21 protein-coding genes are annotated in these 22,112 nt (G+C 74.7%); 8 read left to right on the forward strand and 13 right to left on the reverse strand.

Going from position 1 to position 22,112, the window contains the following annotated elements; all coding sequences use genetic code 11:
* Positions 1-13 precede the first annotated feature (13 nt).
* The 6 genes from AC5WAM_RS12825 to ureA all read right to left on the reverse strand — a co-directional run bounded on the left by AC5WAM_RS12825 (position 14) and on the right by ureA (position 6,683).
* Positions 14-1,120, reverse strand: a complete 1,107-nt coding sequence (locus tag AC5WAM_RS12825) for a hypothetical protein (RefSeq protein WP_495522656.1) — start codon at positions 1,118-1,120, stop codon at positions 14-16.
* Positions 1,121-1,224: 104 nt separating this feature from the next.
* On the reverse strand, positions 1,225-2,493 hold the full coding sequence (locus tag AC5WAM_RS12830; RefSeq protein WP_495522657.1) for a TolB family protein: 1,269 nt from the start codon (positions 2,491-2,493) through the stop codon (positions 1,225-1,227).
* Positions 2,494-2,608: 115 nt separating this feature from the next.
* On the reverse strand, positions 2,609-3,166 hold the full coding sequence (locus tag AC5WAM_RS12835; protein WP_366790203.1) for a TetR/AcrR family transcriptional regulator: 558 nt from the start codon (positions 3,164-3,166) through the stop codon (positions 2,609-2,611).
* Positions 3,167-3,253: 87 nt separating this feature from the next.
* Positions 3,254-4,279 carry an agmatine deiminase family protein gene (locus tag AC5WAM_RS12840; RefSeq protein WP_366790052.1) on the reverse strand — a complete coding sequence of 342 codons (1,026 nt, stop codon included), beginning with the start codon at positions 4,277-4,279 and terminating at the stop codon, positions 3,254-3,256.
* Positions 4,280-4,305: 26 nt separating this feature from the next.
* Positions 4,306-5,994, reverse strand: a complete 1,689-nt coding sequence (locus AC5WAM_RS12845; protein WP_495522658.1) for an urease subunit alpha — start codon at positions 5,992-5,994, stop codon at positions 4,306-4,308.
* Positions 5,991-6,683 (reverse strand): urease subunit gamma, encoded by a 693-nt coding sequence (gene ureA, locus AC5WAM_RS12850; protein WP_495522659.1) that lies wholly within the window; start codon positions 6,681-6,683, stop codon positions 5,991-5,993. The genes AC5WAM_RS12845 and ureA overlap by 4 nt, the downstream gene beginning before the upstream one ends.
* A 200-nt stretch (positions 6,684-6,883) precedes the next feature.
* Between ureA and AC5WAM_RS12855 the strand changes: the two genes are divergently transcribed.
* The gene (locus AC5WAM_RS12855; RefSeq protein ID WP_495522660.1) at positions 6,884-8,371 is read left to right on the forward strand and encodes a cytosine permease; all 1,488 of its coding nucleotides are present in this window, start codon (positions 6,884-6,886) and stop codon (positions 8,369-8,371) included.
* A gap of 10 nt (positions 8,372-8,381) precedes the next feature.
* On the opposite strand, the gene AC5WAM_RS12860 is transcribed toward AC5WAM_RS12855, so the two are convergent.
* Positions 8,382-9,314: a zinc-binding dehydrogenase gene (locus AC5WAM_RS12860; protein ID WP_495522661.1), complete on the reverse strand. Its 933-nt coding sequence runs from the start codon at positions 9,312-9,314 to the stop codon at positions 8,382-8,384.
* Positions 9,315-9,413: 99 nt separating this feature from the next.
* On the opposite strand from AC5WAM_RS12860, the gene AC5WAM_RS12865 reads away from it, so the two are divergent.
* Positions 9,414-10,076, forward strand: coding sequence for a TetR/AcrR family transcriptional regulator (locus AC5WAM_RS12865; RefSeq protein WP_495522662.1), 663 nt, complete (start codon positions 9,414-9,416; stop codon positions 10,074-10,076).
* A gap of 84 nt (positions 10,077-10,160) precedes the next feature.
* Here the strand turns inward: AC5WAM_RS12865 and AC5WAM_RS12870 are convergent, their stop codons facing one another.
* The gene (locus tag AC5WAM_RS12870; protein ID WP_366790058.1) at positions 10,161-11,249 is read right to left on the reverse strand and encodes a branched-chain amino acid aminotransferase; all 1,089 of its coding nucleotides are present in this window, start codon (positions 11,247-11,249) and stop codon (positions 10,161-10,163) included.
* Positions 11,250-11,529: 280 nt separating this feature from the next.
* Positions 11,530-12,570: a 3-isopropylmalate dehydrogenase gene (locus tag AC5WAM_RS12875; RefSeq protein WP_366790059.1), complete on the reverse strand. Its 1,041-nt coding sequence runs from the start codon at positions 12,568-12,570 to the stop codon at positions 11,530-11,532.
* Positions 12,571-12,721: 151 nt separating this feature from the next.
* Here AC5WAM_RS12875 and AC5WAM_RS12880 point away from each other — a divergent pair, with 151 nt between their 5' ends.
* Complete coding sequence (locus AC5WAM_RS12880; protein ID WP_495522663.1) at positions 12,722-14,311, forward strand: purple acid phosphatase family protein; 1,590 nt, start codon at positions 12,722-12,724, stop codon at positions 14,309-14,311.
* Between the two features lie 10 nt (positions 14,312-14,321).
* Here AC5WAM_RS12880 and AC5WAM_RS12885 read toward each other — a convergent pair whose 3' ends face one another.
* A complete protein-coding gene (locus tag AC5WAM_RS12885) occupies positions 14,322-14,450 on the reverse strand; it encodes a hypothetical protein (RefSeq protein WP_278194243.1) in 129 nt (42 codons plus the stop codon).
* A 187-nt stretch (positions 14,451-14,637) separates the two neighbouring features.
* Entirely contained in the window at positions 14,638-15,561 is a 924-nt protein-coding gene (locus tag AC5WAM_RS12890; protein ID WP_495523573.1) for a LysR family transcriptional regulator, read from the reverse strand.
* Between the two features lie 131 nt (positions 15,562-15,692).
* On the opposite strand from AC5WAM_RS12890, the gene AC5WAM_RS12895 reads away from it, so the two are divergent.
* Positions 15,693-16,700 (forward strand): NADP-dependent oxidoreductase, encoded by a 1,008-nt coding sequence (locus AC5WAM_RS12895; RefSeq protein ID WP_495522664.1) that lies wholly within the window; start codon positions 15,693-15,695, stop codon positions 16,698-16,700.
* Positions 16,701-16,731: 31 nt separating this feature from the next.
* Here the strand turns inward: AC5WAM_RS12895 and AC5WAM_RS12900 are convergent, their stop codons facing one another.
* Complete coding sequence (locus AC5WAM_RS12900) at positions 16,732-17,292, reverse strand: GNAT family N-acetyltransferase (RefSeq protein WP_495522665.1); 561 nt, start codon at positions 17,290-17,292, stop codon at positions 16,732-16,734.
* Between the two features lie 52 nt (positions 17,293-17,344).
* On the opposite strand from AC5WAM_RS12900, the gene AC5WAM_RS12905 reads away from it, so the two are divergent.
* From AC5WAM_RS12905 to AC5WAM_RS12920, 4 genes are all read left to right on the forward strand, one after another.
* Positions 17,345-17,947 carry a CDP-alcohol phosphatidyltransferase family protein gene (locus AC5WAM_RS12905; protein WP_495522666.1) on the forward strand — a complete coding sequence of 201 codons (603 nt, stop codon included), beginning with the start codon at positions 17,345-17,347 and terminating at the stop codon, positions 17,945-17,947.
* Positions 17,944-18,807 (forward strand): phosphatidate cytidylyltransferase, encoded by an 864-nt coding sequence (locus tag AC5WAM_RS12910; RefSeq protein WP_366790064.1) that lies wholly within the window; start codon positions 17,944-17,946, stop codon positions 18,805-18,807. The genes AC5WAM_RS12905 and AC5WAM_RS12910 overlap by 4 nt, the downstream gene beginning before the upstream one ends.
* Positions 18,804-20,060 (forward strand): lysophospholipid acyltransferase family protein, encoded by a 1,257-nt coding sequence (locus AC5WAM_RS12915; protein ID WP_495522667.1) that lies wholly within the window; start codon positions 18,804-18,806, stop codon positions 20,058-20,060. The genes AC5WAM_RS12910 and AC5WAM_RS12915 overlap by 4 nt, the downstream gene beginning before the upstream one ends.
* A gap of 94 nt (positions 20,061-20,154) precedes the next feature.
* On the forward strand, positions 20,155-20,886 hold the full coding sequence (locus AC5WAM_RS12920) for a nitroreductase family protein (protein ID WP_138961986.1): 732 nt from the start codon (positions 20,155-20,157) through the stop codon (positions 20,884-20,886).
* Here the strand turns inward: AC5WAM_RS12920 and AC5WAM_RS12925 are convergent.
* Positions 20,865-22,010, reverse strand: coding sequence for an alkene reductase (locus tag AC5WAM_RS12925; protein ID WP_495522668.1), 1,146 nt, complete (start codon positions 22,008-22,010; stop codon positions 20,865-20,867). The genes AC5WAM_RS12920 and AC5WAM_RS12925 overlap by 22 nt on opposite strands.
* Positions 22,011-22,112: the final 102 nt, after the last annotated feature.

The raw sequence follows: 22,112 nt of genomic DNA on the forward strand, positions 1-22,112 counted from the left end.
CAGGTCGGTCGGGTCATCGGGTGTGGCGTACGAAGACGTCGGCCTCGCCGTTGGTGTCGTCCGGGACGAGGTCGGGCGCCGCCGAACCGAACGTGACGGCGCTGCCGTCGGCGGCCACCGCGCCGTCACCCGCCCGGACGTCGGGCGGGCCGACGGCCGCGTCCCGGCCGGTGCGCAGGTCGAGCAGGTGCAGGCCGTCGGCCCGGGAGAGCACGACGTGCCGGGCGCACGCGGTGGCCGATCGGGCGCGGCCCTCGGCGACGCGCGCGGTGGTGCCGGTGCGCGCGTCGTGGACGTAGAGGCCGCCCCGGGCGTTGAAGAGGACCCGGCGGCCGTCGGCGCTGATCCGGACCAGTTCGGCCGTGCCGAGGCCGGTGTCGAGCTGGACGCGCTCGCCCGCGCCGCGCGTCTTGAGGAAGACGTCCGCCGTGTCCTCGGGGCCCTCGCTGTAGCCGCCGGTCTGGTAGGCGACGCGGGTGCCGTCGCCGTTCACGGACGCCGCGCCCTTCCAGCCCTCCTCCGCGGGCGAGATCAGCTCGTCGCTGCCGGTGGCGGTGGAGCGGACGTAGAGGAGCCGGGAGCCCTGGGTGCCGTGGCGGTTGCCGATGGTGTACGCGACGTGCGTGCCGTCGGGGCTCAGCGACCGCACGGCGCCCAGTTCGTTGGAGCCGGGCGGGCTCTCGGGCCACAGGCGCCGCGTGGTGCCGGTGGCGGTGTCGTGGAGGTAGGGCGCCGTGAAGCGCGTGCCCGCCGTGAAGGCGACGCGGGTGCCGTCCGCGCTGAGCAGGGGCGAGCTGTAGAGGTGGCCGCCGCCGAGGTCGATGCCGGTCAGGGCGCCGGTGGCCAGGTCCTTGACCTTCAGGCAGGGCAGGTACCGCGCGCAGCCGAGGCCCGGTGCCCGCGTCACGAACGCGACGCGGCGGCCGTCGCCGCTGAGCGCGGCGTCGCCGGAGGGCCCGTCGAGCTGGCCGCCGTCGCCCGCGGTGCTGACGCGTTCGGTGCGCGGGGCCCGCGGGGCGGCGTCGGCCGGGGGCGCGGCGGTGGCGCCGAGGACGGCGAGGAGGGCCACGCTCAGCGCGGTGCGGCACAACGGCTGGGTCGCTCTTCCGCTGTTACTCATGGCTGCCTCTCGGTGTCGCGCTGGCACGGCTGCGATGGGCCGTCGCTCGCCTGCGGGTTCGTCGTGGCGGGTCGCGCAGTTCCCCGCGCCCCTACGGGGCCCTCCTAGCGCGGCGTGCGGACAAAGACGTCCGGGACGCCGTTGGTGTCGCCCGCCACGAAGGCCTCGTCGTCGGAGCCGGTGAAGACGACGGTCCGCGCGCGGGCGTCCATGCGGGCGTCCACGGCGTTGGCTGGCCTGCCGCTCTTGTCGGGCGACACCAGGGTGTTGGCGCCCGTGCGCAGGTCGCGCAGGAACTCGGCGTCGTCGACGGTGTGGACCGGCCAGGTGTCGAGCAGCAGCTTCGAGCCGTGGGCGGAGACCGCGTCGACGGACAGCACGCCCTCGGGCCCGGGCAGGACCGCGTCGACGCGGGTGACCCTGCCGGTGCGCAGGTCGCGGACGAACGGGTTGACGCTGTCGTTGGGGTCCGGGCCCGGGACGAGGTTGGAGGCGCCGGAGGTGAAGGCGAGCGTGGTGCCGTCCGCGCTGAGCAGCGGGCCGGTGGCGGCGCCGTCCGCGGGGCTGCCGTCGAAGGTGGTGTCGGCCTGGGTCTCGCCGCCGGTGTCGCGGTCGTGGACGTAGACGTCGGACCAGTCGCCGCGCGGCGGGGTGCCGCGCACGGCCTGGTAGGCCACCTTCCGGCCGTCGGCGCTGATCGTCGGGGCGCGGAAGCCGCGGAAGTCCTCGTCCCCGTCGACGGGGAAGCTGACCCGCTCGGTGCGTCGGGCGCGCAGGTCGCGCACGTAGACGGCCTGGGCCCCGGTGGTGGTGAAGTCGGTGTCGTCGACGGTGAAGGCGACGGTGCGGCCGTCGGCGGAGAGCGCGGGCGCGGAGCCGTTCTCGAACGGCATCGGCAGGTCGACGTCGGCGCGCTCGGTGGCGCCCGTCCGCAGGTCACGGACGACCACGGCGGTGGTGTCGCCGTCCTGCGCGGTGTAGGCGAGGTAGCGGCCGTCCTTGCTGAGGGCCGGTGCGGAGAGCTCGCCGCCGGGGTCCGTGATCCGCTGGGTCCTGCCGCGGCGCAGGTCCCGTACGAACAGGTCCGCCCGGTCGTCGGTGTCGTCGCGCACGAGGTTGCTCGCCTGCGAGGTGAAGGCGGCGACGCGGCCGTCGGCGCTCACGACCGGGTTGCCGGAGGGGCCGTTCGCCGCGCCGCCGTCGACGGCGGCGCTGATCAGCCGCGTGGTTCCGGCGGCCCCCGCCGGTGCCCGCGGCGCCGGTGCGGCGACGGCCGCGGGCAGGGCCGCGGCCGCGAGCAGCAGGGCGAGGGCGCTCCCGCCCGCCGCGCGTCCGGCCGCGCCGCGTCTCTTCCCGCGCTGGTCTGTGGCCATGCGTTCCCCCCGGAAGGCAGGGGTCCCCGGCCCGGTGCCAGGGCCCATCGGGGATGCAAGCGCACGCCGGGCGCGGGGGTCAATCAGCCGTAACGCGTACAACCTGGACGGGCCGTCAAGCGTCCGCGACCGGCCCCGCACCCAGCGTCTGGTCGGTGAACTCCCGTGCGTGGTCGAGGACTTGGGGCCGGTCCGTGCCGCGCAGGCCGATCGCCAGATGGATGCTCAGACCGTCGAGGAGCGCCCGCAGCCGGGTCGCGACCCGGTCGGGGTCGACGGCGCGGAACTCGCCGCGCGAGACGCCCTCGGCGAGCAGCGCCACCAGGTCGCGGTGCCAGGCGCCCTCGATGGCGGCCTGCCGGTCGCGGCCGCCCGCGTCGGCGTTGAGCGAGCGGTTCCACACCTCCAGCCAGAGCGTCCAGTGCGGATCGCGGTGGCCCTGGGGCACGTACAGGTCGACGTACGCGTCCAGGCGCGCGCGGGCGGGGGTGTCCTGGGCGAGCAGCTGCCGCCGCCGGGCGCCGAGCCGTCCCTCGCTCCACTCCAGGGTGCGGAGCAGCAGCTCGTCCTTGGAGCCGAAGTAGTAGAGGAGGTGGCCGCTGCTCATGCCGACCTCGCGGCCGAGCGCGGCCATGGTGAGCTTCTCCAGGCCGCGCTCGGCGATCATCTCCATGGCCGCGGCGAGGACGTCCTCGCGCGGGGGCGCGTTCCTGCGCGCGCTGCGCGAGGGGCTCGCTTCGGCCACGTGGTGCTCCTGCCGCTAGATCCTTGGCTGCTGCTGGGTGACGCAGTGAATGCCGCCGCCTCCGGCAAAGATCGTACGGGCGTCGACGAGGGTGACCGTGCGGCGCGGGAAGAGACGGCGGAAGATGCCCGCGGCGAGCTCGTCGCGCGGGTCGTCGAAGCCGCACAGGACGACGCCGTCGTTGCACAGGTAGTGGTTGATATACGAGTAGTCGACCCAGCCCTCGTCGTCGGCGAGGACGGTGGGCGCGGGCACCTCGACGACCTCCAGGGCGCGGCCGCGGGCGTCGGTCCGCCCGCGCAGCAGGCCCGCGACCTCCTTGCTGACCTCGAAGTCGGGGTGGGCCGGGTCCCGCTGGCTGTGCACGAGGACGACGCCGGGCGCGGCGAAGGCGGCCACGATGTCGACGTGGCCGAGGGTGCCGAAGCCGTGGCCGGGGTAGTCGGCGGTGAGGCCGCGCGGCAGCCAGAGGGCCTTGGTGGTGCCGAGGCGGGCGTGGACCTCGGCCTCGACCTGCTCCCTGGTCCAGCCGGGGTTGCGCTCGGGGCCGAGCTGCACGGTCTCGGTGAGCAGGACGGTGCCCTCGCCGTCGACGTGGATGCCGCCGCCCTCGTTGACGAGCGGGGAGGCGTGCACCGGGGTGCCCGCGAGGTCCGCGACATGCCGGGCGATCTTCGCGTCGTGCTCCCAGGCGGCCCACTCCTGGGCGCCCCAGCCGTTGAACACCCAGTCGACGGCGGCGAGGCCCCCGGTGGCGGTGTCGCGCACGAAGGTGGGGCCGATGTCCCGCATCCAGGCGTCGTCGAGCTCCCGCTCGACGAGCTCCACGTCCGGGCCGGTGAGCGCACGGGCGGACGCGCTCTGGCCGGGGCCGCACACCAGGGTGACGGGCTCGAAGCGGCGCACGGCGCGGGCGACGGCGGCCCAGGCCCGGCGCGCCGCGTCCAGGTCCGCCGGGTCCTGGAAGGTGGTGTTGGGCCCGGGCCAGGCCATCCAGGTGCGGTCGTGCGGGGCCCACTCCGGGGGCATGTACAGCGTCATGGGGGGTCCTTGGCGGTGGGTGGGGCTCAGAGGAAGTACAGGCGGTTGAGGGACACCGAGTCGGCGGGCTCGGAGCGCAGCGGGTCGCCGTCGAGGGTGACGAGGCCGGTGCGCTGGTCCACGTCGACGGCGCCGGTACGGGAGTTCCGGCGCAGGTCGGCGGGGCCGATGCCGCGGGTACCGCGCACGGCGACGCGGCGGCGCCGGGTGGGCATGAGGTCGTCGCCCCGGTCCACGGCGGCCTGCGCGACGAAGGCGACGGACAGGTCGGCGGCGGTCGCGCCGTACGCCCCGAACTGCGGCCCGAGGACGAGGGGTTCGCAGGTGTCGGTCGCCGCGTTCGGGTCGCCGACGACGCCGTAGGCGGGGAATCCGGCCTTGAGCACGAGCTGCGGCTTGGCGCCGAAGAACTCGGGCCGCCACAGCACGACGTCGGCGAGCTTGCCGGTCTCGATCGAGCCGACCTCGTGGGCGAGGCCGTGCGCGATGGCGGGGTTGAGGGTGAGCTTGGCGATGTAGCGCAGGACGCGCGCGTTGTCGTCGTCCGGCCCGTCGCCGTCCATGGGGCCGAGCTCGGCTTTCATCTTCCCGGCCATGGCGAAGGTGCGCCGCACGGTCTCGCCCGCGCGGCCCATGCCCTGGGCGTCGGACGAGGTGATGCCGATGGCGCCCAGGTCGTGCAGGACGTCCTCCGCGCCCATGGTGCCCGCGCGGATGCGGTCGCGGGCCATGGCGGCGTCGCCGGGCAGGTCGGTCTTCAGGTCGTGGACGGAGACGATCATCCCGTAGTGCTCGGCCACGGCGTCGCGGCCGAAGGGCAGGGTCGGGTTGGTGGAGGACCCGATGACGTTCGGCACGCCCGCCATCTTCAGGACGTTCGGTACGTGGCCGCCGCCGCACCCCTCGATGTGGAAGGCGTGGATGGTGCGCCCCTCCAGGACCTTGAGGGTGTCCTCGACCGACAGGCACTCGTTCAGGCCGTCGCTGTGCAGGGCGACCTGGACGTCGTGGTCCTCGGCGACGCGCAGCGCGGTGTCGAGGGCGCGGGTGTGGGCGCCCATGTCCTCGTGCACCTTGAAGCCGGACGCCCCGCCCTCGGCGAGCGCCTCCACCAGCGGCGCCGGGTCGGAGGACGAACCCCGGGCGAGGAAGCCGATGTTGACGGGCCAGGCGTCGAAGGCGTTGAAGGCGTGCCGCAGCGCCCAGGGCGAGTTGACGCCCACGCCCCACACCGGCCCGAACTCCTGGCCGATGACCGTGGTGACGCCGGACGCGAGCGAGGCCTCCATGATGCGCGGCGACAGCAGGTGGACGTGGGTGTCCACGGCTCCGGCGGTGGCGATGAGCCCCTCGCCGGACACGATGGACGTACCGGTGCCGACGACGACGTCCACGCCGTCGAGGGTGTCGGGGTTCCCGGCCCGGCCGATCGCGGCGATCCGGCCCTCCCGGATCCCGATGGACACCTTCCTGATGCCCTGGACCGCGTCGATGACCAGGACGTTGCTGATCACGACGTCGCAGGTGTCGCGGACGGCGGCGGCCTTGAGGTGCAGTCCGTCGCGGGCGGTCTTGCCGAATCCGGCGAGGAACTCGTCGCCGTACCGCTGTGCGTCGGACTCCACGCGGACGGTCAGGCCGGAGTCGCCGAGCCGGACCCGGTCCCCGGCGCGGGGGCCGTGCGTGGCGGCGTACGCGTACGGGTCGATGCTCATGCCCTCGCCCCCAGGTAGCCGCAGGCGGCGGCCCTGCGCAGGGCCTCCTGCTTCGCGCCCGGCGCGTCGAGGGCGCCGTCGACCAGGCCGGCGAAGCCGATCGCGACGCGGTCGCCGCCGATCGGCAGGAGGCCGACGTCGACGCGCTCGCCGGGGCCGAAGCGCACGGAGGACCCGGCGGGCACGGCGAGCCGCATGCCGTACGCGGCGGCGCGGTCGAAGTCGAGCCGGGGGTTGGCCTCGAAGAAGTGGAAGTGCGAGGTCACCGAGACGGGGACGGTGGCGGTGTTGCGCACGCGGAGCTCCACGACGGGCGCGGGGTCGGCGTGCGCGGGCCCGGGAAGGAGGGCCCCCGGCGCCCGGTCGCCCTCGCCGGCGCCCGCACCGTCGCCGATCGGCCGGGACACGACGGCGAGCCGGGAGCCGTCGTCGAAGACGGCCTCCACGTGCACCTCGGTCACCACGTCCGCGACGCCCGGGAGTACGTCGTCCGGGCCGAGCACGGCCCTGGCCCGCTCGACGGCCTCGGCGAGCCGGGCGCCGTCGCGCGCCGCCTCGCACACGGTGTCGGCGATGAGCGCGGTCGCCTCGGGCACGTTGAGCCGCAGCCCGCGCGCCCTGCGGGCCCGGGCGAGCTCGGCCGCGCCGAAGAGCAGCAGCCGGTCGCGTTCGGTCGGGGTCAGTCGCACACCGCACACCTCACTTCCGGGTGGCACTCGCGCCCCGCAGGGGCACGAGCAGATTTGAGCGCCACTCTAAGCAAAGTTTTGAGAACGCGAAAGCTCCACCCATTGACCTCGCGATGCGGCATACCCCACATTGAACGCCACTCAAACACATGGTGCGTCCATCCCCACCTTCCGTCGAGCGACAGCGTCAGGGGCCCTTCATGCCGATCGAACAGCGCGGAGTCGACACCGTCCCCGAGGAGGAGCGCACCAGCGGCCCCCGGGACGTGGTCACGATCCTCCTCGGCTCCAACCTCTGCCTCGGGGTGATCGTCTTCGGCTGGCTGCCGGTGTCGTTCGGCCTCACCTGGTGGCAGTCCGTGACGGCGGTGGTCGCGGGCACGCTCGTCGGCACCGCCCTGACAGCACCCCTCGCCCTGGTCTCGCTGCGCACCGGCACGAACCTGTCCACGTCCTCCGGCGCCCAGTTCGGCGTCCGGGGCCGTCTCGTCGGCTCGGTGGTCGGCCTGCTGCTCTCGCTCGGCTACACCGCGCTGACCCTGTGGATCGGCGGCGACGTGATGGTGGGCACCCTGCACCGGCTGTGCGGGCTGCCCGCCGGCGGGCTCACCTACACCGTCGTCTACGCGCTGCTCGCGGCGGCCACGGTGGGCGGGGCCGTGTACGGCTACCAGGTGCTGCTGCGCCTGTCGCGCGTGCTCGCCGTCGGCATGACGGCGCTCCTCGCCCTCGGCGTCGCGGCCTACGCGCCCGACTTCACCACGGCCGCGGTGCCCAAAGCGGGCGGCTACGCGCTCGGCTCCCTCTGGCCGACCTGGACCCTCGCCCTGGTGGCCGCGGGCCTGTCCGGACCGATCGCCTTCATCACCCTGCTCGGCGACTACACCCGGTACGTGTCCCCCGCCCGGCACTCCTCGGGGCCGGTCCTGCGGGCGACCTGCCTGGGCCTGGTCGTGGGGCTCCTGGTCCCGCAGCTCTTCGGCACCTTCACCGCGTACGCGGCGCGGGCGGCGCTCGACTACGCAGGGCCGCTGGTCGCGGCGGCGCCCGGCTGGTACCTGGTGCCGCTGCTGCTCGCCGCCTCCGCCGGGTCCGTCGGCAACGCGGGCCTGATGCTGTACTCGATGGGGCTCGACCTGGACGCGATCGTGCCGCGGGCGTCGCGGGCGCGGGCCACGTGCGCCGTGGCGGCCGTCGCCACGGGGTGCGTGTTCGCCGGGCACTTCGCCTGGGCCGCGCAGGACGCGATGACGTCGTTCGTCCTGCTGCTCACGGCCATCGGGACGCCCTGGGCCGTCATCACGCTCATCGGCTTCGCACGCTGCCGCGGCGCGTACGACCCGGACGCCCTCCAGGTCTTCAACCGCCGCGCGCGGGGCGGGATCTACTGGTTCCGGGGCGGCTGGCACCCGGGGGCCACGGCCGCGTGGGCGCTCGGCGCGACGGTGGGCCTGCTCTCGGTGTCCCTGCCCTCCTACGAGGGGCCCCTGCTGGCCCTGACGGGCGGCGTCGACGTGAGCTTCCTGCTCTCGGGGGCGGTGGGGGGTGCCGCCTACGCGGTGTGCTCCGGGCCCGCCCCTTCGCGGAGCGAGCCCGGGCCCGCCCCTTCCCCGGCCGAGGGGACGCCGCCCCCTCGCACCTCCGCGGAGCGGCCCGCGGCCCCGCCCTCGAACGCCGGTCGGGCCTGAGGACCCGGGCCTACGCCAGGTCCAGGACCGCCTTGCCGTGCAGGCGCCGCTCGCGCAGGGCCTCGGCCGCCCGGGCCGCCTCGCTCCAGGGGCCCCGCCACGCCACCCCGGCGTCGAGCGCGCCGGAGGCGACCCGGCCGGCCAGCCAGGCCAGGTCCCGCCCCAGCGGGGCGCCGCCGCCCAGCAGGAAGAAGCTGACGACCGCCCGGTCGTGCCGCCCCAGGTTCCCGTACAGCGCCCCGTACGGAAAGTGCTCGCCGTCGCCGCCCGCGTGCCCCACGGACACCAGCGTCCCCCCGGCCGCCAGCGTGCCGTACGCGGCGACGAGCTGCCGCCCGCCCACCAGGTCCACCACCCCGTCCACGTCCGGCCCGGCGTCGGCGGGGTCGGCGAGGACCTCGTGCGCGCCGAGCTCCCGCAGCCGCTCCCCGTGCGCCCGCGGGTTCCCGGTCGTGGCCACGACGTGCGCGCCGCCCTGCCGGGCGAGCTGCACCGCGTACCGCCCGACGCCGCCCGTCGCCCCGGTGACCAGGACGCGCCGCCCGAGCAGGGGCCCGATCCGGTGCAGGGCCCGCAGCGCGCTGGCCCCGGCGACGGGCACCGTGCTGAGGGCGCCGAGGTCCGCGCCCTCGGGCACGGCGCCGAGCAACCCGGTGTCCACCGCCCGCAGTTCGGCCCATCCCCCGGCCTCCCCCACCGTCACCACCGGGGTGCCCGCCGCGGGTCCGGAACCGTCGGCGGCCGCCCGCTCCACATACCCGGCCGCGTCCCAGCCGGGCACGGCGCCCGGCTCCGCGCCGGGCACGACATCGGACACCTCGCCGTGGTTCAGGGAGGTCGCGGTCACCCGGACCAGGGCCTGGTGGGCGGCGGGCTCGGGGTCGGGGGCGGTGCCCAGGCGCAGACCTGCGGGGGCGGAAGGGTCGACGAGCAGAGCGCGCACGAGGGCACCTCTTTCCAGTACGGGAGTGCGACGCGGCCATAGTGCCACTGAGTGGCATAAGCCATCAAGGAGCATTGGCTACCCGACTACACTCCCGTCATGGACACCGCCCGGGCCGACGCCCCCCTCTCCCTGCGCGAGCGCAAGAAGCTCCGCACCCGGCAGGCGCTCGTCGACACGGCCCTGGAGCTGTTCACGGAGCGCGGCTTCGACCACGTCACGCTCGACGAGCTGTGCGAGGCCGTCGAGGTGTCCAAGCGGACCTTCTTCCGCACCTTCACCAGCAAGGAGGACGTGGCGACGGCACCGCTCCACGACCTGTGGACGGTGTTCCTCGACGAGCTGGACGGGGCCCGCCCCGACGGCGGTCCGCTGAGCGAGCTCCTGCGCGACGCACTGCTCGCCGCCCTCGACCGGATGCCCGGCGAGGAGTGGGCGCACCGCGTGCTGCTCAGCCGCCGCCTCGCCGCCCGCAACCCGTCGATGGACGCGCACGGCCTCGCCTTCTGCGACCGCACCGGGCGGGCCGCCCTGGACGTCGTCGTCCGCCGCTTCGACCTCGGCGGCGGCGCGCACGACCCGGACCCGCTGTGCGCGCACCTGGCCGTCGACCTGCTCGTGGCCGCCTGGCACCGCGGCCTTGAGGTCTGGACGGCCGGGCCGGGCACGCCCGGTCGCGCGGGTCTCGCCGCCGCCTTCCGCCGCGCCTGTGCGGCCCTGCCCGAGAGCCTGACGCTCACCGCGGCCCCCAAGCCGGACTAGGCCGCGCGGGCCCGGACGCACCGAGGGCCGGGCCCGGCAGGGGTGCCGGGTCCGGCCCTCGGGGCGGACGGGTCAGGCGGGGGCTCAGCCCAGGCGGTGCATCCAGCCGTGCTGGTCCTCGCGCACGCCGCGCTGGATGTCGAGCAGCGCCTCGCGGAGCTTCATGGTGACCTCACCGGGCCGGCCCTCGCTCTGCGTCCACTCGCCGCGCTGCGCCTTGACGGTGCCGACGGGCGTGATCACGGCGGCCGTGCCGCAGGCGAAGACCTCCGTGAGCGTGCCGTTCTCCGTGTCGGCCTGCCACTGGTCGATGGAGACGCGGGCCTCCTCGGAGGTGTAGCCGAGGTCGCGGGCGACGCTCAGGAGGGAGTCGCGGGTGATGCCCTCCAGGATGGAGCCGGAGAGCGCCGGGGTCACGATCTTGTCGCCGTACACGAAGTACAGGTTCATGCCGCCCAGTTCCTCGACCCACTTGTGCTCGACGGCGTCGAGGTAGGCGACCTGGTCGCAGCCCTTCTCGGCGGCCTCGGCCTGCGCGAGCAGCGACGCGGCGTAGTTGCCGCCGGTCTTGGCGTCGCCCATGCCGCCGGGGACGGCGCGCACGCGGTCCTCGGAGAGCCAGATGGAGACGGGCTTGACGCCGCCGGGGAAGTAGGCGCCCGCCGGGGAGGCGATGACCACGAAGAGGTACTCGTTGGCGGGCTTCACGCCGAGGCCCACCTCGGTCGCGATCATGAAGGGGCGCAGATAGAGGGATTCCTCGCCGCCGTGGCCCGGCACCCAGTCGATGTCCTGGCGCACGAGGGCGTCGCAGGCCTCGATGAACGTCTCGACGGGCAGCTCCGGCATGGCCAGGCGGCGCGCGGAGGACTGGAAGCGGCGGGCGTTGGCCTCGGGGCGGAACAGGGCGACCGAGCCGTCGGGCTGGCGGTAGGCCTTCATGCCCTCGAAGATCTCCTGCGCGTAGTGCAGGACGTTCGTCGCCGGGTCGAGCGAGAGCGGGCCGTAGGGCACCAGCTGGCCGTCGTGCCAGCCGCGGCCCTCGGTCCAGCGGATCGTCACCATGTGGTCGGTGAAGTGGCGGCCGAACCCGGGGTTGGCAAGCACCGCCTCGCGCTCCGCGGCCTGGGCCGGGGTCGAGGAGGGCTTCAGCTCGATCGTGGGCGTCGTCATGGTTGCGTGTCCTTCACCGGTTTCGTGTGTGACGGACCGCGCTCACTCAAGCCGTACGCGCGTGGTGCTCACGTCGTACGGGTGTGCGCCGCTTCGCGGCCCCACGTCCGATTATCGCTCGTGGGGTTCCGTGGACGAAACGGCGGGATCTGCGGCCCCTGGGATCCGATGGTGACACCCGGCGCCCGGTTACGAGAAGCCGCCGGGTGTCCACGGGGACCCGGCGGCTTCGAGGGAGCCTCACGCAGGGCTCGGGAAGGGCGGACGCCCTGCCGACGGGTCAGCCCGCCACCCGTACGGCGAGCGCGTCGCCGATCTCGTCGGTGCTGCGCGCGGAGGTCCCGCGGGCGCCGAGATCGGCGGAGACGGCCTCCTCGACCCGGGTCGCCTCGGTGTCGTACCCGAGGTGGCGCAGGAGCAGGGCGACGGAGAGCACGGTCGCGCTGGGGTCGGCCTTGCCCTGGCCCGCGATGTCGGGCGCCGAGCCGTGCACCGGCTCGAACATCGACGGGAACGCGCGGGCGGGGTTGATGTTGCCGGAGGCGGCGACGCCGATGCCGCCGGAGACGGCCGCGGCGAGGTCGGTGATGATGTCGCCGAAGAGGTTGTCGGTGACGATCACGTCGAAGCGGCCCGGGTCCGTGACGAGGTAGATCGTCGCCGCGTCCACATGGATGTAGTCCGTGGTGACGTCGGGGAACTCCTTGGCCACCGCGTTGAAGACGTTGGTCCAGAGGTGCCCCGCGAAGGCGAGGACGTTGTTCTTGTGGACCAGCGTCAGCTTCTTGCGCGGCCGGGCCTGGGCGCGGGCGAAGGCGTCGCGCACCACGCGCTCCACGCCGAAGGCCGTGTTGACGGACACCTCGGTGGCGACCTCGTGCTCGGTGCCCTGGCGGATGGTGCCGCCGTTGCCCGTGTAGGGGCCCTCGGTGCCTTCGCGGACGACGACGAAGTCGATCTCGGGCTGACCGGCGAGCGGGGTGGCGACGCCCGGCAGGAGCTTGCTCGGGCGCAGGTTCACATGGTGGTCGAAGGCGAAGCGGAGCTTGAGCAGGAAGCCGCGCTCCAGGACGCCGGAGGGTACGGACGGGTCGCCGATGGCGCCGAGCAGGATCGCGTCGTGCCGCTTCAGGTCGGCGAGGTCGGCGTCGGTGAGGGTCTCCCCGGTGGCGTGGTAGCGCCGTGCGCCGAAGTCGTACTCCTTGGTCTCCAGCTTCACATCCTGCGGGAGGACGGCGTTGAGGACCTTGAGCCCCTGGGCCACGACTTCCGGGCCGATCCCATCTCCGGGGATCACTGCGAGATTGATGCTGCGAGACATGTCGGCACCCTACCGTTCGTCCCATCCAATGACACGGCCCGTCCGGGATGTGGACACCCCGGGCTCCCGCGCACCTACGCCACCACACGGACACGCTCTTTTCACCCGCGCGTAGGGCGGGAGTTGGGCGTCGCTGGGAAGTTCCCAGGTCATGGACACCCCCAACGTCGGCATTCCCGAGCCGCTCGCGCGGCGGCTGAGCATGGCCGAGCAGCACGCGTATCTGCGCGGAAAGCTCTCCCGGCGCAAGGTGCTCGCCGCCTCCTTCGCGACCGCGGGCACCGCGGGCGGCCTCGGCCTGCTCGCGGGCAGTTCGGGCAGCGCGTACGCGGGGCGCCGGGGGCCGGCGCGGCCGCTCGCGGCGCCGCCCGCGCCGGTGCGGGTGGACGGCGGGCACGTCGCGCCCTTCGGCCGCCATCTGGCCTTCGGGGCCGAGCCGCGCACGCAGATGCGGATCTCCTGGCAGGTGCCGTTCGCCGTCGGGAACCCGTACGTGCGCGTGGGCCTGACGCCCTGGGAGCTCGGCCGGAAGATCCCCGCGGAGGTGCGCGACCTGCGCACGCCCTCGCTGTCGAAGAAGCTGCCCGCGGTCGAGCAGTACTACCTGCACGCGGCGCTCGACCGCCTCACGCCCGGCACCACGTACTACTACGGCGTCGGCCACGACGGCTTCGACCCGGCCGCGCCCTCGCGCGCGGGCACCATCGGCACGTTCCGCACCGCCCCGGCGCGGCCGGAGAGGTTCGTCTTCACGGCCTTCGGCGACCAGGGGGTGAGCTATCACGCCCTGGCCAACGACCAGTTGATCCTGGGTCAGAACCCGTCGTTCCATCTGCACGCCGGGGACATCTGCTACGCGGACACCACCGGGCACGGCAAGGACACGGACACCTACGACGCCCGCGTCTGGGACGCCTTCCTCGCCCAGACGGAGTCGGTGGCGAAGTCCGTGCCGTGGATGGTGACGACCGGCAACCACGACATGGAGGCCTGGTACTCGCCGAACGGCTACGGCGGCCAGTCGGCCCGCTGGTCGCTGCCCGACAACGGCTTCGACCCCGAGGGCGCGCCCGGCGTCTACTCGTTCCGCTACGGCAACGTCGGCGTGGTGGCGCTCGACGCCAACGACGTGTCGTACGAGATACCCGCCAACAAGGGCTACTCGGACGGCAAGCAGACCGCGTGGCTCGACCGGCGCCTGGGCGAGCTGCGCGCGCACGCCGACGTCGACTTCCTCGTCGTCTTCTTCCACCACTGCGCGTACTCGACGGCGACGCACGGCTCCGACGGCGGGGTGCGCGACGCCTGGCTGCCGCTGTTCGCCAAGCACCAGGTGGACCTGGTCGTCAACGGCCACAACCACGTGTACGAGCGGACCGACGCCATCAGGGGCGGCGAGGTCGGCAGGCCCGTGCCCGTCGGCGCGTCGACGGACCCGACGCGCGACGGCATCGTGTACGTCACCGCGGGCGGCGCGGGCAAGGACCTCTACAGCTTCCCCGCCGGAGTGGAGGACAGCTACGAGGGCCGGGTGCGGGACCGGGAGTCGGTCCACACCTTCCACTGGACCAAGCAGCGCCTGCCCGACCCCGACACGGTCGCGTGGTCGCGCGTGCGCTACACCGGCTTCTCGTTCCTCGCGGTGGAGGTGACGGCCGGGGCGCGTCCGAGGCTGACGGTCTCCGCGCTCGCCGAGAGCGGCGAGCGCGTCGACCACTTCGAGATCGAGCGCGGGAGGTGACGCGGGGGGCTCAGTGCCCCGTGGCGCCGCCGTTGTCCCGGCGGTCGAGGGCCCGCTGGAGGGCGGCGGCGGCGTTCTTGCGCTCGGCGTCGCTGGTGCGGAGGCTGCGGCGGACTCGTCGGACGGTCGTCTCGGCCATGGGTGTTCGACTCCTTCGGTCCAGGCATCCGGAGAACGGAGGATGCGCAGGGTTACGAGACGCCGGAAAGGGCGGGGAGCGGGGCCGCAGGGTTCGCCTGCGCGGGGCCGGGCTCACATCCGCCGTTCGCTTGATCGAGCGAGACGTTCGGCTCCTACAAAGCTAAGACAGCTTCCGCTTTCTGTCTCTACAAATACTCGGGCTTCCTACTATTTGAGACGGCCGCCTCCGCGGCGACCGCTCTCAGCTCCCGGATCAGCGCTCTGACCGCGTGCGTCGCGGCCAGTTCGGGCGTGGTGACGTAGCCCACGGAGCGGGTCGGACGGCCGGGCCCGAGGTCGGTGACCGTCACGCTCGGCGGCGCTCCCGTCAGCGACAGGGCGGGCATGACCGCCATGGCGTGCCCGGCGCTCACCATCGCGAGGACCGCGCCGTCGTCCTCGGTCCGCGTGGTGGCCCGCGGCAGCCAGTCCTGCCGCGCCCACCAGTCGCGGGTGTACGAGGTGCAGTTCTCCGCCCAGTCCACGAGCGGCAGCGAGCGCGGGTCCGGATGCCCGGCCGGGTGCACGAACGCGTAGGGCTCCTCCACGAGCACGTCGCCGACGAGCCCCCGCGGCACCGGCGAGGTCGTGCCGAGGGTGGCGATGCCGAGGTCGGCGCGGCCGTCGGCGACCTCGCCCGCGGTGCCGCGCCCCAGCTCCCGCACGACGCGGACCTCGGGCTCGACGCCGGGGTGCCGGGCGCGCAGGCCCGCGAGCGCGGCCGGGAGCAGATGCAGGGCGGCGCTGCGGAACGCGGCGATGCGCAACGGCCCGCTGACGGCGTCCCGACCCCCGGCGGCGGCGCCGCGCGCCTCGGCCGCGAGGGTCTCCAGGAGCCGCAGCACACGCCGGGCGTGGGCCACGGCGCGCTCGCCCCCCGGGGTGGGCGCGGCGCCCCCGCGGCCGCGCTCGAAGAGCAGGGCACCGATCTTCTTCTCCGTGCCGCGCACCGAGTGCGAGACGGCCGACTGGGTCATGCCGAGGGCCGCGGCGGCGCCGGAGAAGCTGCGGGCGTCCGCGACGGCCACGATGATCCGCAGCTCGTGCGGGGCGAGGTCGTGTCCGGCCATCGGTTCCCACTCGTCCTTTCCGCCCTCGAAGGGCGTGCCACCTGCGTCCATGAGGAGCTTTCATGGTTCGTCGCGTTCCATGAGCCGAACCCTCTGCCGCGCGCGCCCATTCCCGCCGTACGTTTCCGGGCATGACCAGCGACACGGCCCTGACCGTCCACCAGACCGCACGCCCGCACGGCTTCCCCTCCCCCGCGCACTTCGCGTTCGTGGAGTCGGCGCTGCCGGAGCCCGCGCCCGGCTCGGCGCTCGTGGAGAACCTCTACTGGTCGGTGGATCCGTACCACCGCGAGATGATGGACGGCGACTTCGCGCTCGACGCGCCGCTGGAGGGCCGCACCCTCGGGCGGGTGACCGCCTCCCGCGAGCCGTCCCTGCCGGAGGGCGCGCTCGTCTTCCACCGCAAGGGCTGGCGCACGCACGCGGTGGTGACGCCGCAGGAGGCCCGCGTCCTGCCGGACTTCGAAGGGGTGCCGCTCTCCGCGCATCTGGGCATCCTGGGCGGCACCGGTCTGACCGCGTACGTCGGCCTGACCCGGATCACGCCGGTGCGCGCGGGCGACGACCTGTTCGTGTCGGCCGCGGCGGGCGGCGTCGGCACGGCCACCGGGCGGCTCGCACGGCTCCTCGGCGCGGGCCGGATCGTCGGCAGCGCGGGCTCGGCGGCGAAGGTCGCCCACCTCAAGGAGCACGTCGGCTACGACGAGGCCTTCGACTACCACGACGGCCCCGCCGCCGAACTGCTCGCGAAGGCGGCGCCCGACGGCGTGGACCTCTACGTCGACAACGTCGGCGGCGAGCAGCTGGAGGCGGCGATCGAGGGCCTGCGCGACCGCGGCCGCATCCTGCGCGTCGGCACGGTCGCGCAGTACAACAGCACCCACGCCCTGGCCGCGCCCCGCAACCTCTCCGAGATCGTGGAGAAGAGCCTGCGCATGGAGGGCTTCCTCGTGCGCGACTACTACGACGTGCAGGAGGAGTTGTACGAGTTCGTCGTCCCGCGGCTGCGCGACGGCCGGATCGGTCTCGACGAGACGGTGGTGGACGGCTTCGACCGGATCGTCGACGCCTTCCTGGGGATGCTGCGGGGCGACAACGTGGGGAAGATGATCGTGCGGGCCACGGGGGCGCCGGCGTAGCCGGGCCCGTCCACCCGTCCGTGGCGGGGGCTCAGAAGACGTCGCCGTCGCGCCAGTCGATGAGCAGCGGGTGCGCCGGGTCGAGGTCCGCGCCCCAGATCATGGGCGCGTCCTCGTCGGGCATCTCCGTCACGCCCCGCGGGCCGAGGGTGCCGACCAGGCCGGTCCAGGTCTGCCAGCCGTGCGCGCGGTACAGCTTCTCGCCCTCCTCGGACGGCGAGAGCACGCCCAGGTCGTAGGCCCGCTCGACGACGCCCTCCAGGGCGCCCATGACCTGCCCGCCGAGCCCCTGCCGCTGCCGGTCCGGGCGGGTGGCGACGGCCTCCACATAACCGACGCGCAGCGAACGGCCGTTGTGCAGGACGCGCCGCTGGACGACGGAGCCGTGCGCGAGCAGCTCCCCCTCGGCGTCGTGGACGAGGGCGTGCACGCCACCGAGGCCGTGGTCCCAGTCATCGTCGGAGAAGTCCCCGTCGAAGGCGAGGTCCATGAGGGCACGGGCGGCCGCGAGCTCGGTCGGGGTGAGGTCGGCGGTGTGCGCCGTGCGGAGGGTGGTCACCGTGGTCACGCGCTCACGGTACTCAGGCGGCATCTGAGTACGCATCCCGATTTGCGCGGGCCCGGGCGGCGGCAGAGTCGACGCCATGAACGGTTCCTCCGGCTCCCACGGCCTCGGCCTGTACGCCCTCAAGCCCTGGTACACCCGCGCGTTGTCGGGCGTGCGCGGTGCGCTGGCCCGCCGCGCGGTGTCGCCGGACGCGCTGACGGCGGCGGGCGTGGTGTGCGCCGCGGGCGCGGCGGCGGCCCTCGCGTGGCTGCCCGCGCCGCTGGCCGCGCTCCCGGTGGCGGCGCTGCTCGCGGCCCGCCTGGCGTGCGCGAACCTGGACGGCGCGCTCGCCCGGGACACCGGCCGCAGCACGCCGCGCGGCGCCCTGCTCAACGAACTCGGCGACAGGGCGGCCGACTTGGTGATGCTCGCGGGCTTCCTGCCGCTGGCCCCGCTGTGGCTGGTGGCGACGGCGGCCCTGGCCGCGACGCTCCCGTCCTGGGTGTCCCTCGCGGGTGCGGCGGCGGGCGCCGGGCGCCTGAACGGCGGCCCGGTGGGCAAGACGGAGCGCTGCGCCCTCGTCGTGGTGGCGGCCGCGTCCGCCTGGGCGGCCCCCGTGCTCGTGGTGATCGCCGCGGGCTCCGCGCTGACGGCGGCCGTCCGGTGCGGGCGGCTGTGGGGGGAGTTGGGCACCCGATGAGCGTCGCGTTCCTGGCGGGCGAGACGGCCGCGCGGGCCGTGCCGGTGGTGGCCGGGGCGCTCGGCGCGGGCGGTGTCGCCGTCGCCGCGCTGCCGTCCCGGCTGCGGATGCGGGCCGAGCTGCGCAGGCGCTGGCGGACCTGGGCGCTGGCGGCGCCGCTGTTCCTCGGCGCGCTCTGGGCGGGCGGGGCGGGGGCGTTCGCCCTGGCGGCCGGTCTCGGCGCGGTCGCCGTGGCGGAGTACGCCCGCATGGCCCAGCTGGCGCGCGGCGAGCGGGCGGTGCTCGGCGTCGCGGCGGTCCTGCTCCCGGCGGCGGCGTGGCTGGCGCCCGGGGCCCTCGGCCTCCGCGCGGCCGCGGCCCTGCTGATCGTGTCGGCGCTGCCCGCGCTCCTGACCGGCGACACCGAGCACGGCTTCACCCGGGCCTGCCGCACGCTCTTCGGCGTGCTCTGGATCCCGGTCTCCCTCACCGGTCTGGTCCTCCTGGACGGCACGGCGGTGGCGGTGGGCGTGGCGGTGGCCTTCGGTGACGTCGGCGCGTGGTGCGCGGGCACGGCCCTGGGCCGCACGGGCCCGCTGGCCCGCCCCCTCTCACCGCTCTCCCCCAAGAAGACGTGGGCCGGGGTGCTGGGCACCGCGGTGGCGACGGCCCTGGCCCTGGCGGCGGTCGGCGCCCTCACGGTCACGCTGTGGGCGGCGGTCCTTGCGGGCTGCGTCCTGGGCGACCTCCTGGAGTCCATGGTGAAGCGCGAGGCGGGCGTCAAGGACGCGGGCACCTGGCTCCCCGGCTTCGGCGGCCTCCTGGACCGCGTGGACTCGCTCCTCCTGGCCCTGCTCCTGACGATGGCGGTGGGACTGTGACGACGCAGAGCAAGCCCGTCCGGCGATGGAGGACGAGGCGCGCAGCGCCGAAAGGGCAGGGGCCCGGGGACGGCAGCCCCCGGTTCGGGAAGGGGCGGGCCTGGGGCGCCCCCGCGAGGGCGGCCCTGTGGCGCACCCTCCTCACCCTCACCGGCGGCATCACCCGCAAGGGCACCCTGCCTCAGGGCGGCTGCGTGGTCGTGGCCAACCACACCTCGCACGCCGACACCGCGGCCCTGCTCGCGGCCCTCGACGCGCGCCACCGCCCCACCATCGCCGCGGCCGCCGACTACTGGTTCGCCTCGCCCTGGCGGCGCCGCGTCTGCGCCCGCCTGGCCGCGGGCTTTCCCGTGCGGCGCACGGGCGGCGGCATGGACGACCTCCTGGCCAGGGCGGACGCGCTGCGCGCGGGCCACGCGGTGGTGCTGTTCCCGGAGGGCACCCGCGCCCGCCGGGGCGAGCTGGGCACGTTCCACAAGGGCGCCCTGGTCCTGGCGAGGGCGGCGGACGTGCCGGTCGTCCCCGTGGGCATCGCGGGCACGGACCGCCTGCTCCCGAAGCACGGCAGGCTGCGTCCGTCCCTGGTGCGCGTGGCGATCGGCGAGCCGCTGCCGCCGACGGTGACGGCCGAGGAGGCGCGCGCGGCGGTGGCCGAGCTGCACCGGCGCACCGCCGCCGAACCGCTGCGGGATTCCCGCGCCCGGGGGCGGGTCGCGGCGGCGGCCGGCTCCCGCTGGGGCCTGCCGCTGGTGTTCGCGTGGGCGTGCGCGGAGGCGCTGAGCTGGCCGTTGATGCCGGAACTCGCCCTCGCCATCGCGTGTGCGGCCCTGCCCCGCAGGTCGCTGAAGCTGGCCCTGGCGGCCCTGGGCGGCAGCCTCACGGGTGGTCTCCTCGCCCTGCACCTCGCGGCGTCCGGCGTGCAGGTGCCGCACCCCCTCACCACCGACCGGATGCGCGCGGAAGTACGCCAGGAGCTGGCGGCCGAGGGCGCGGCGGCGGTCCGCCACCAGCCGTGGAACGGCATCCCGTTCAAGGTGTACGCGGCCGAGGCGGGCCGCGCGGAGGTCGCGGCCCCCGACTGGCTGGCCCGAGCGGCGCTCTCGCGCGGCGCGCGCACCCTCACCGTGGGCCTGGGCTTCGGCGCCTTCGGCTTCCTCGCGCATCGGCTCCGCCGCCATTACGGCGCCTATCTGGCCCTGCTGGGCGGCGGGTTCGCGACGGGCCTCGGTCTGATCGTGGCGGGCTGGAGCTGACGGACGGCTCACGCTCGCTCCGACGGGCAGCTCGCGCACACTCCTTAGGTACGCACCATGGCGCACCGCCGCCCCCCGGTCCCAGAATCTAGGCATGCCTGATACCGAACAGCACAAGCCGGAGACCGGACACCCCGCCGAGCGCTGGACGCCCATCCACGGGCAGTCGTACCGCTCCGTGCCGTACCGTCCCGCCCGCATGCCCGCGGCCGAATCCCTCACGCACGCCGCCGAGTTGAGGCAGCGGATGCAGCAGCGGCGCACGGTGCGGCAGTTCTCGTCGGACCCGGTGCCGCCGCAGGTCGTCCGGGACGCCGTCGCGTGCGCGGCGACCGCGCCGTCGGGCGCGCACCAGCAGCCGTGGACGTTCGTCCTCGTGCAGGACCCCGAGGTGCGCCGCCGCATCCGCGAGGCCGCCGAGCACGAGGAGCGGATCTCGTACGACGGGCGGCTCGGCGAGGAGTGGCTGGCCGCGCTGCGCCCGCTGGGCACCGACGAGGTGAAGCCGCACCTGACGGACGCGCCCGCCCTGATCGTGGTGTTCCAGCAGCGCTACTGGCTGGGTGAGGACGGCACCAAGCACAAGCACTACTACGTCGACGAGTCGGTCGGCATCGCGGTCGGCATGCTGCTGTCCGCGCTGCACCTGTCGGGGCTCGCTGCGCTCGTGCACACGCCGAGCCCGATGCGGTTCCTGTCCGAGGTGCTCGGGCGGCCGGAGAACGAGAAGGCGTTCGCGGTGATACCCGTCGGCTATCCGGCGCCGGACTGCCAGGTGCCGGATCTGGTGCGCAAGTCCCTCGATCAGGTGCTCGTGGAGGTCTGAAGCGCGCGGACCTCCCCCGCTTCCGGGGCGTTCGGGGCGCCCAGGGCATCCAGGGAGGGGTAGTCGGTGTACCCCTCGGGGCCGCTCGTGTACAGGTGCGCCGCGTCGAAGTCGTTGAGCGGCGCGCCCACGGCGAAGCGGTGCGGCAGGTCCGGGGTGGTGAGGAACGCCCTGCCGTAGGAGACGAGGTCGGCGCGGCCGTCGGCGATGACGGCCTCGCCCGCCTCCTGCGTCGTCGGGTCGCCGTTCTCGCCGACGTTGGCGATGAGGGTGCCGCTCCAGCGCGGGCGCAGCTCGGCCAGGGCCGGGTAGCGGTCGTTGTCGGTCAGGTGCAGATAGGCGAGGCCGAGGCCGTCGAGCTCGTCGAGCAGGGCGCGGTAGACCGGCCCGGGGTCGGCCTCCGCCATGCCGAACTGCGGGTTGCCCGGGGAGAGCCGCAGGCCGAGCCGCCCGGCGCCGATCGCGTCGGCGACCGCGCGGACCACCTCCACGGCGAACCGGATGCGGTTCTCGATCGACCCCCTGCCGTACGCGTCGTCGCGGAGGTTCGTGTTGTCCGCGAGGAACTGGTGGATCAAGTAGCTGTTGGCGCCGTGCAGTTCGACCCCGTCGAAGCCCGCCGCGACGGCGTTGCGGGCGGCGGCCACGTGGTCGTCGACGGCGGTGCGGATGTCGTCGAGGGTCATCACGCGCGGGGTCACCGGCTCGGCCTTGCCGCCGTCGCGCACGTGCACCAGCTCGGGCGAGACCACGGCCGACGGGGCGGCGGGCGCGTCGCCGTCGATGCGGGACAGCGGGTGGCCGTGCCGGCCGCCGTGCATGAGCTGGGCGTAGATCCGCCCGCCCGCGGCGTGCACGGCGTCGGTGACCCGCCGCCAGCCCGCGACGTGGGCCGCCGTCTCCAGGCCGGGGATGCGCCAGCCGCTCTGGCCGCGGCTGCTGGGCCAGATGCCCTCGGTGACGATGAGGCCGGCGCCGGCCCGCTGGGCGTAGTAGTCGGCGACGATCGGCTGCGGGGTGCCGTCCTCCTCCCCGCGGAAGCGGGTCATGGGGGCCATGACCATGCGATTGGGCAGGTGGCCGAAGGGGGCGGAGTACGGGGTGAGAAGCGTGTGCTGCGTCATGCCGGAACGGTAGAAGCTGACACAAGTGTCAGTTTCAAGTCCCCGCTCTCTACCTAACCTTTAAAAATCTCTTGACCAGTTACAGCTGGGCATGGTCCACTC

Source organism: Streptomyces sp. JLYT201, from assembly GCF_059448825.1.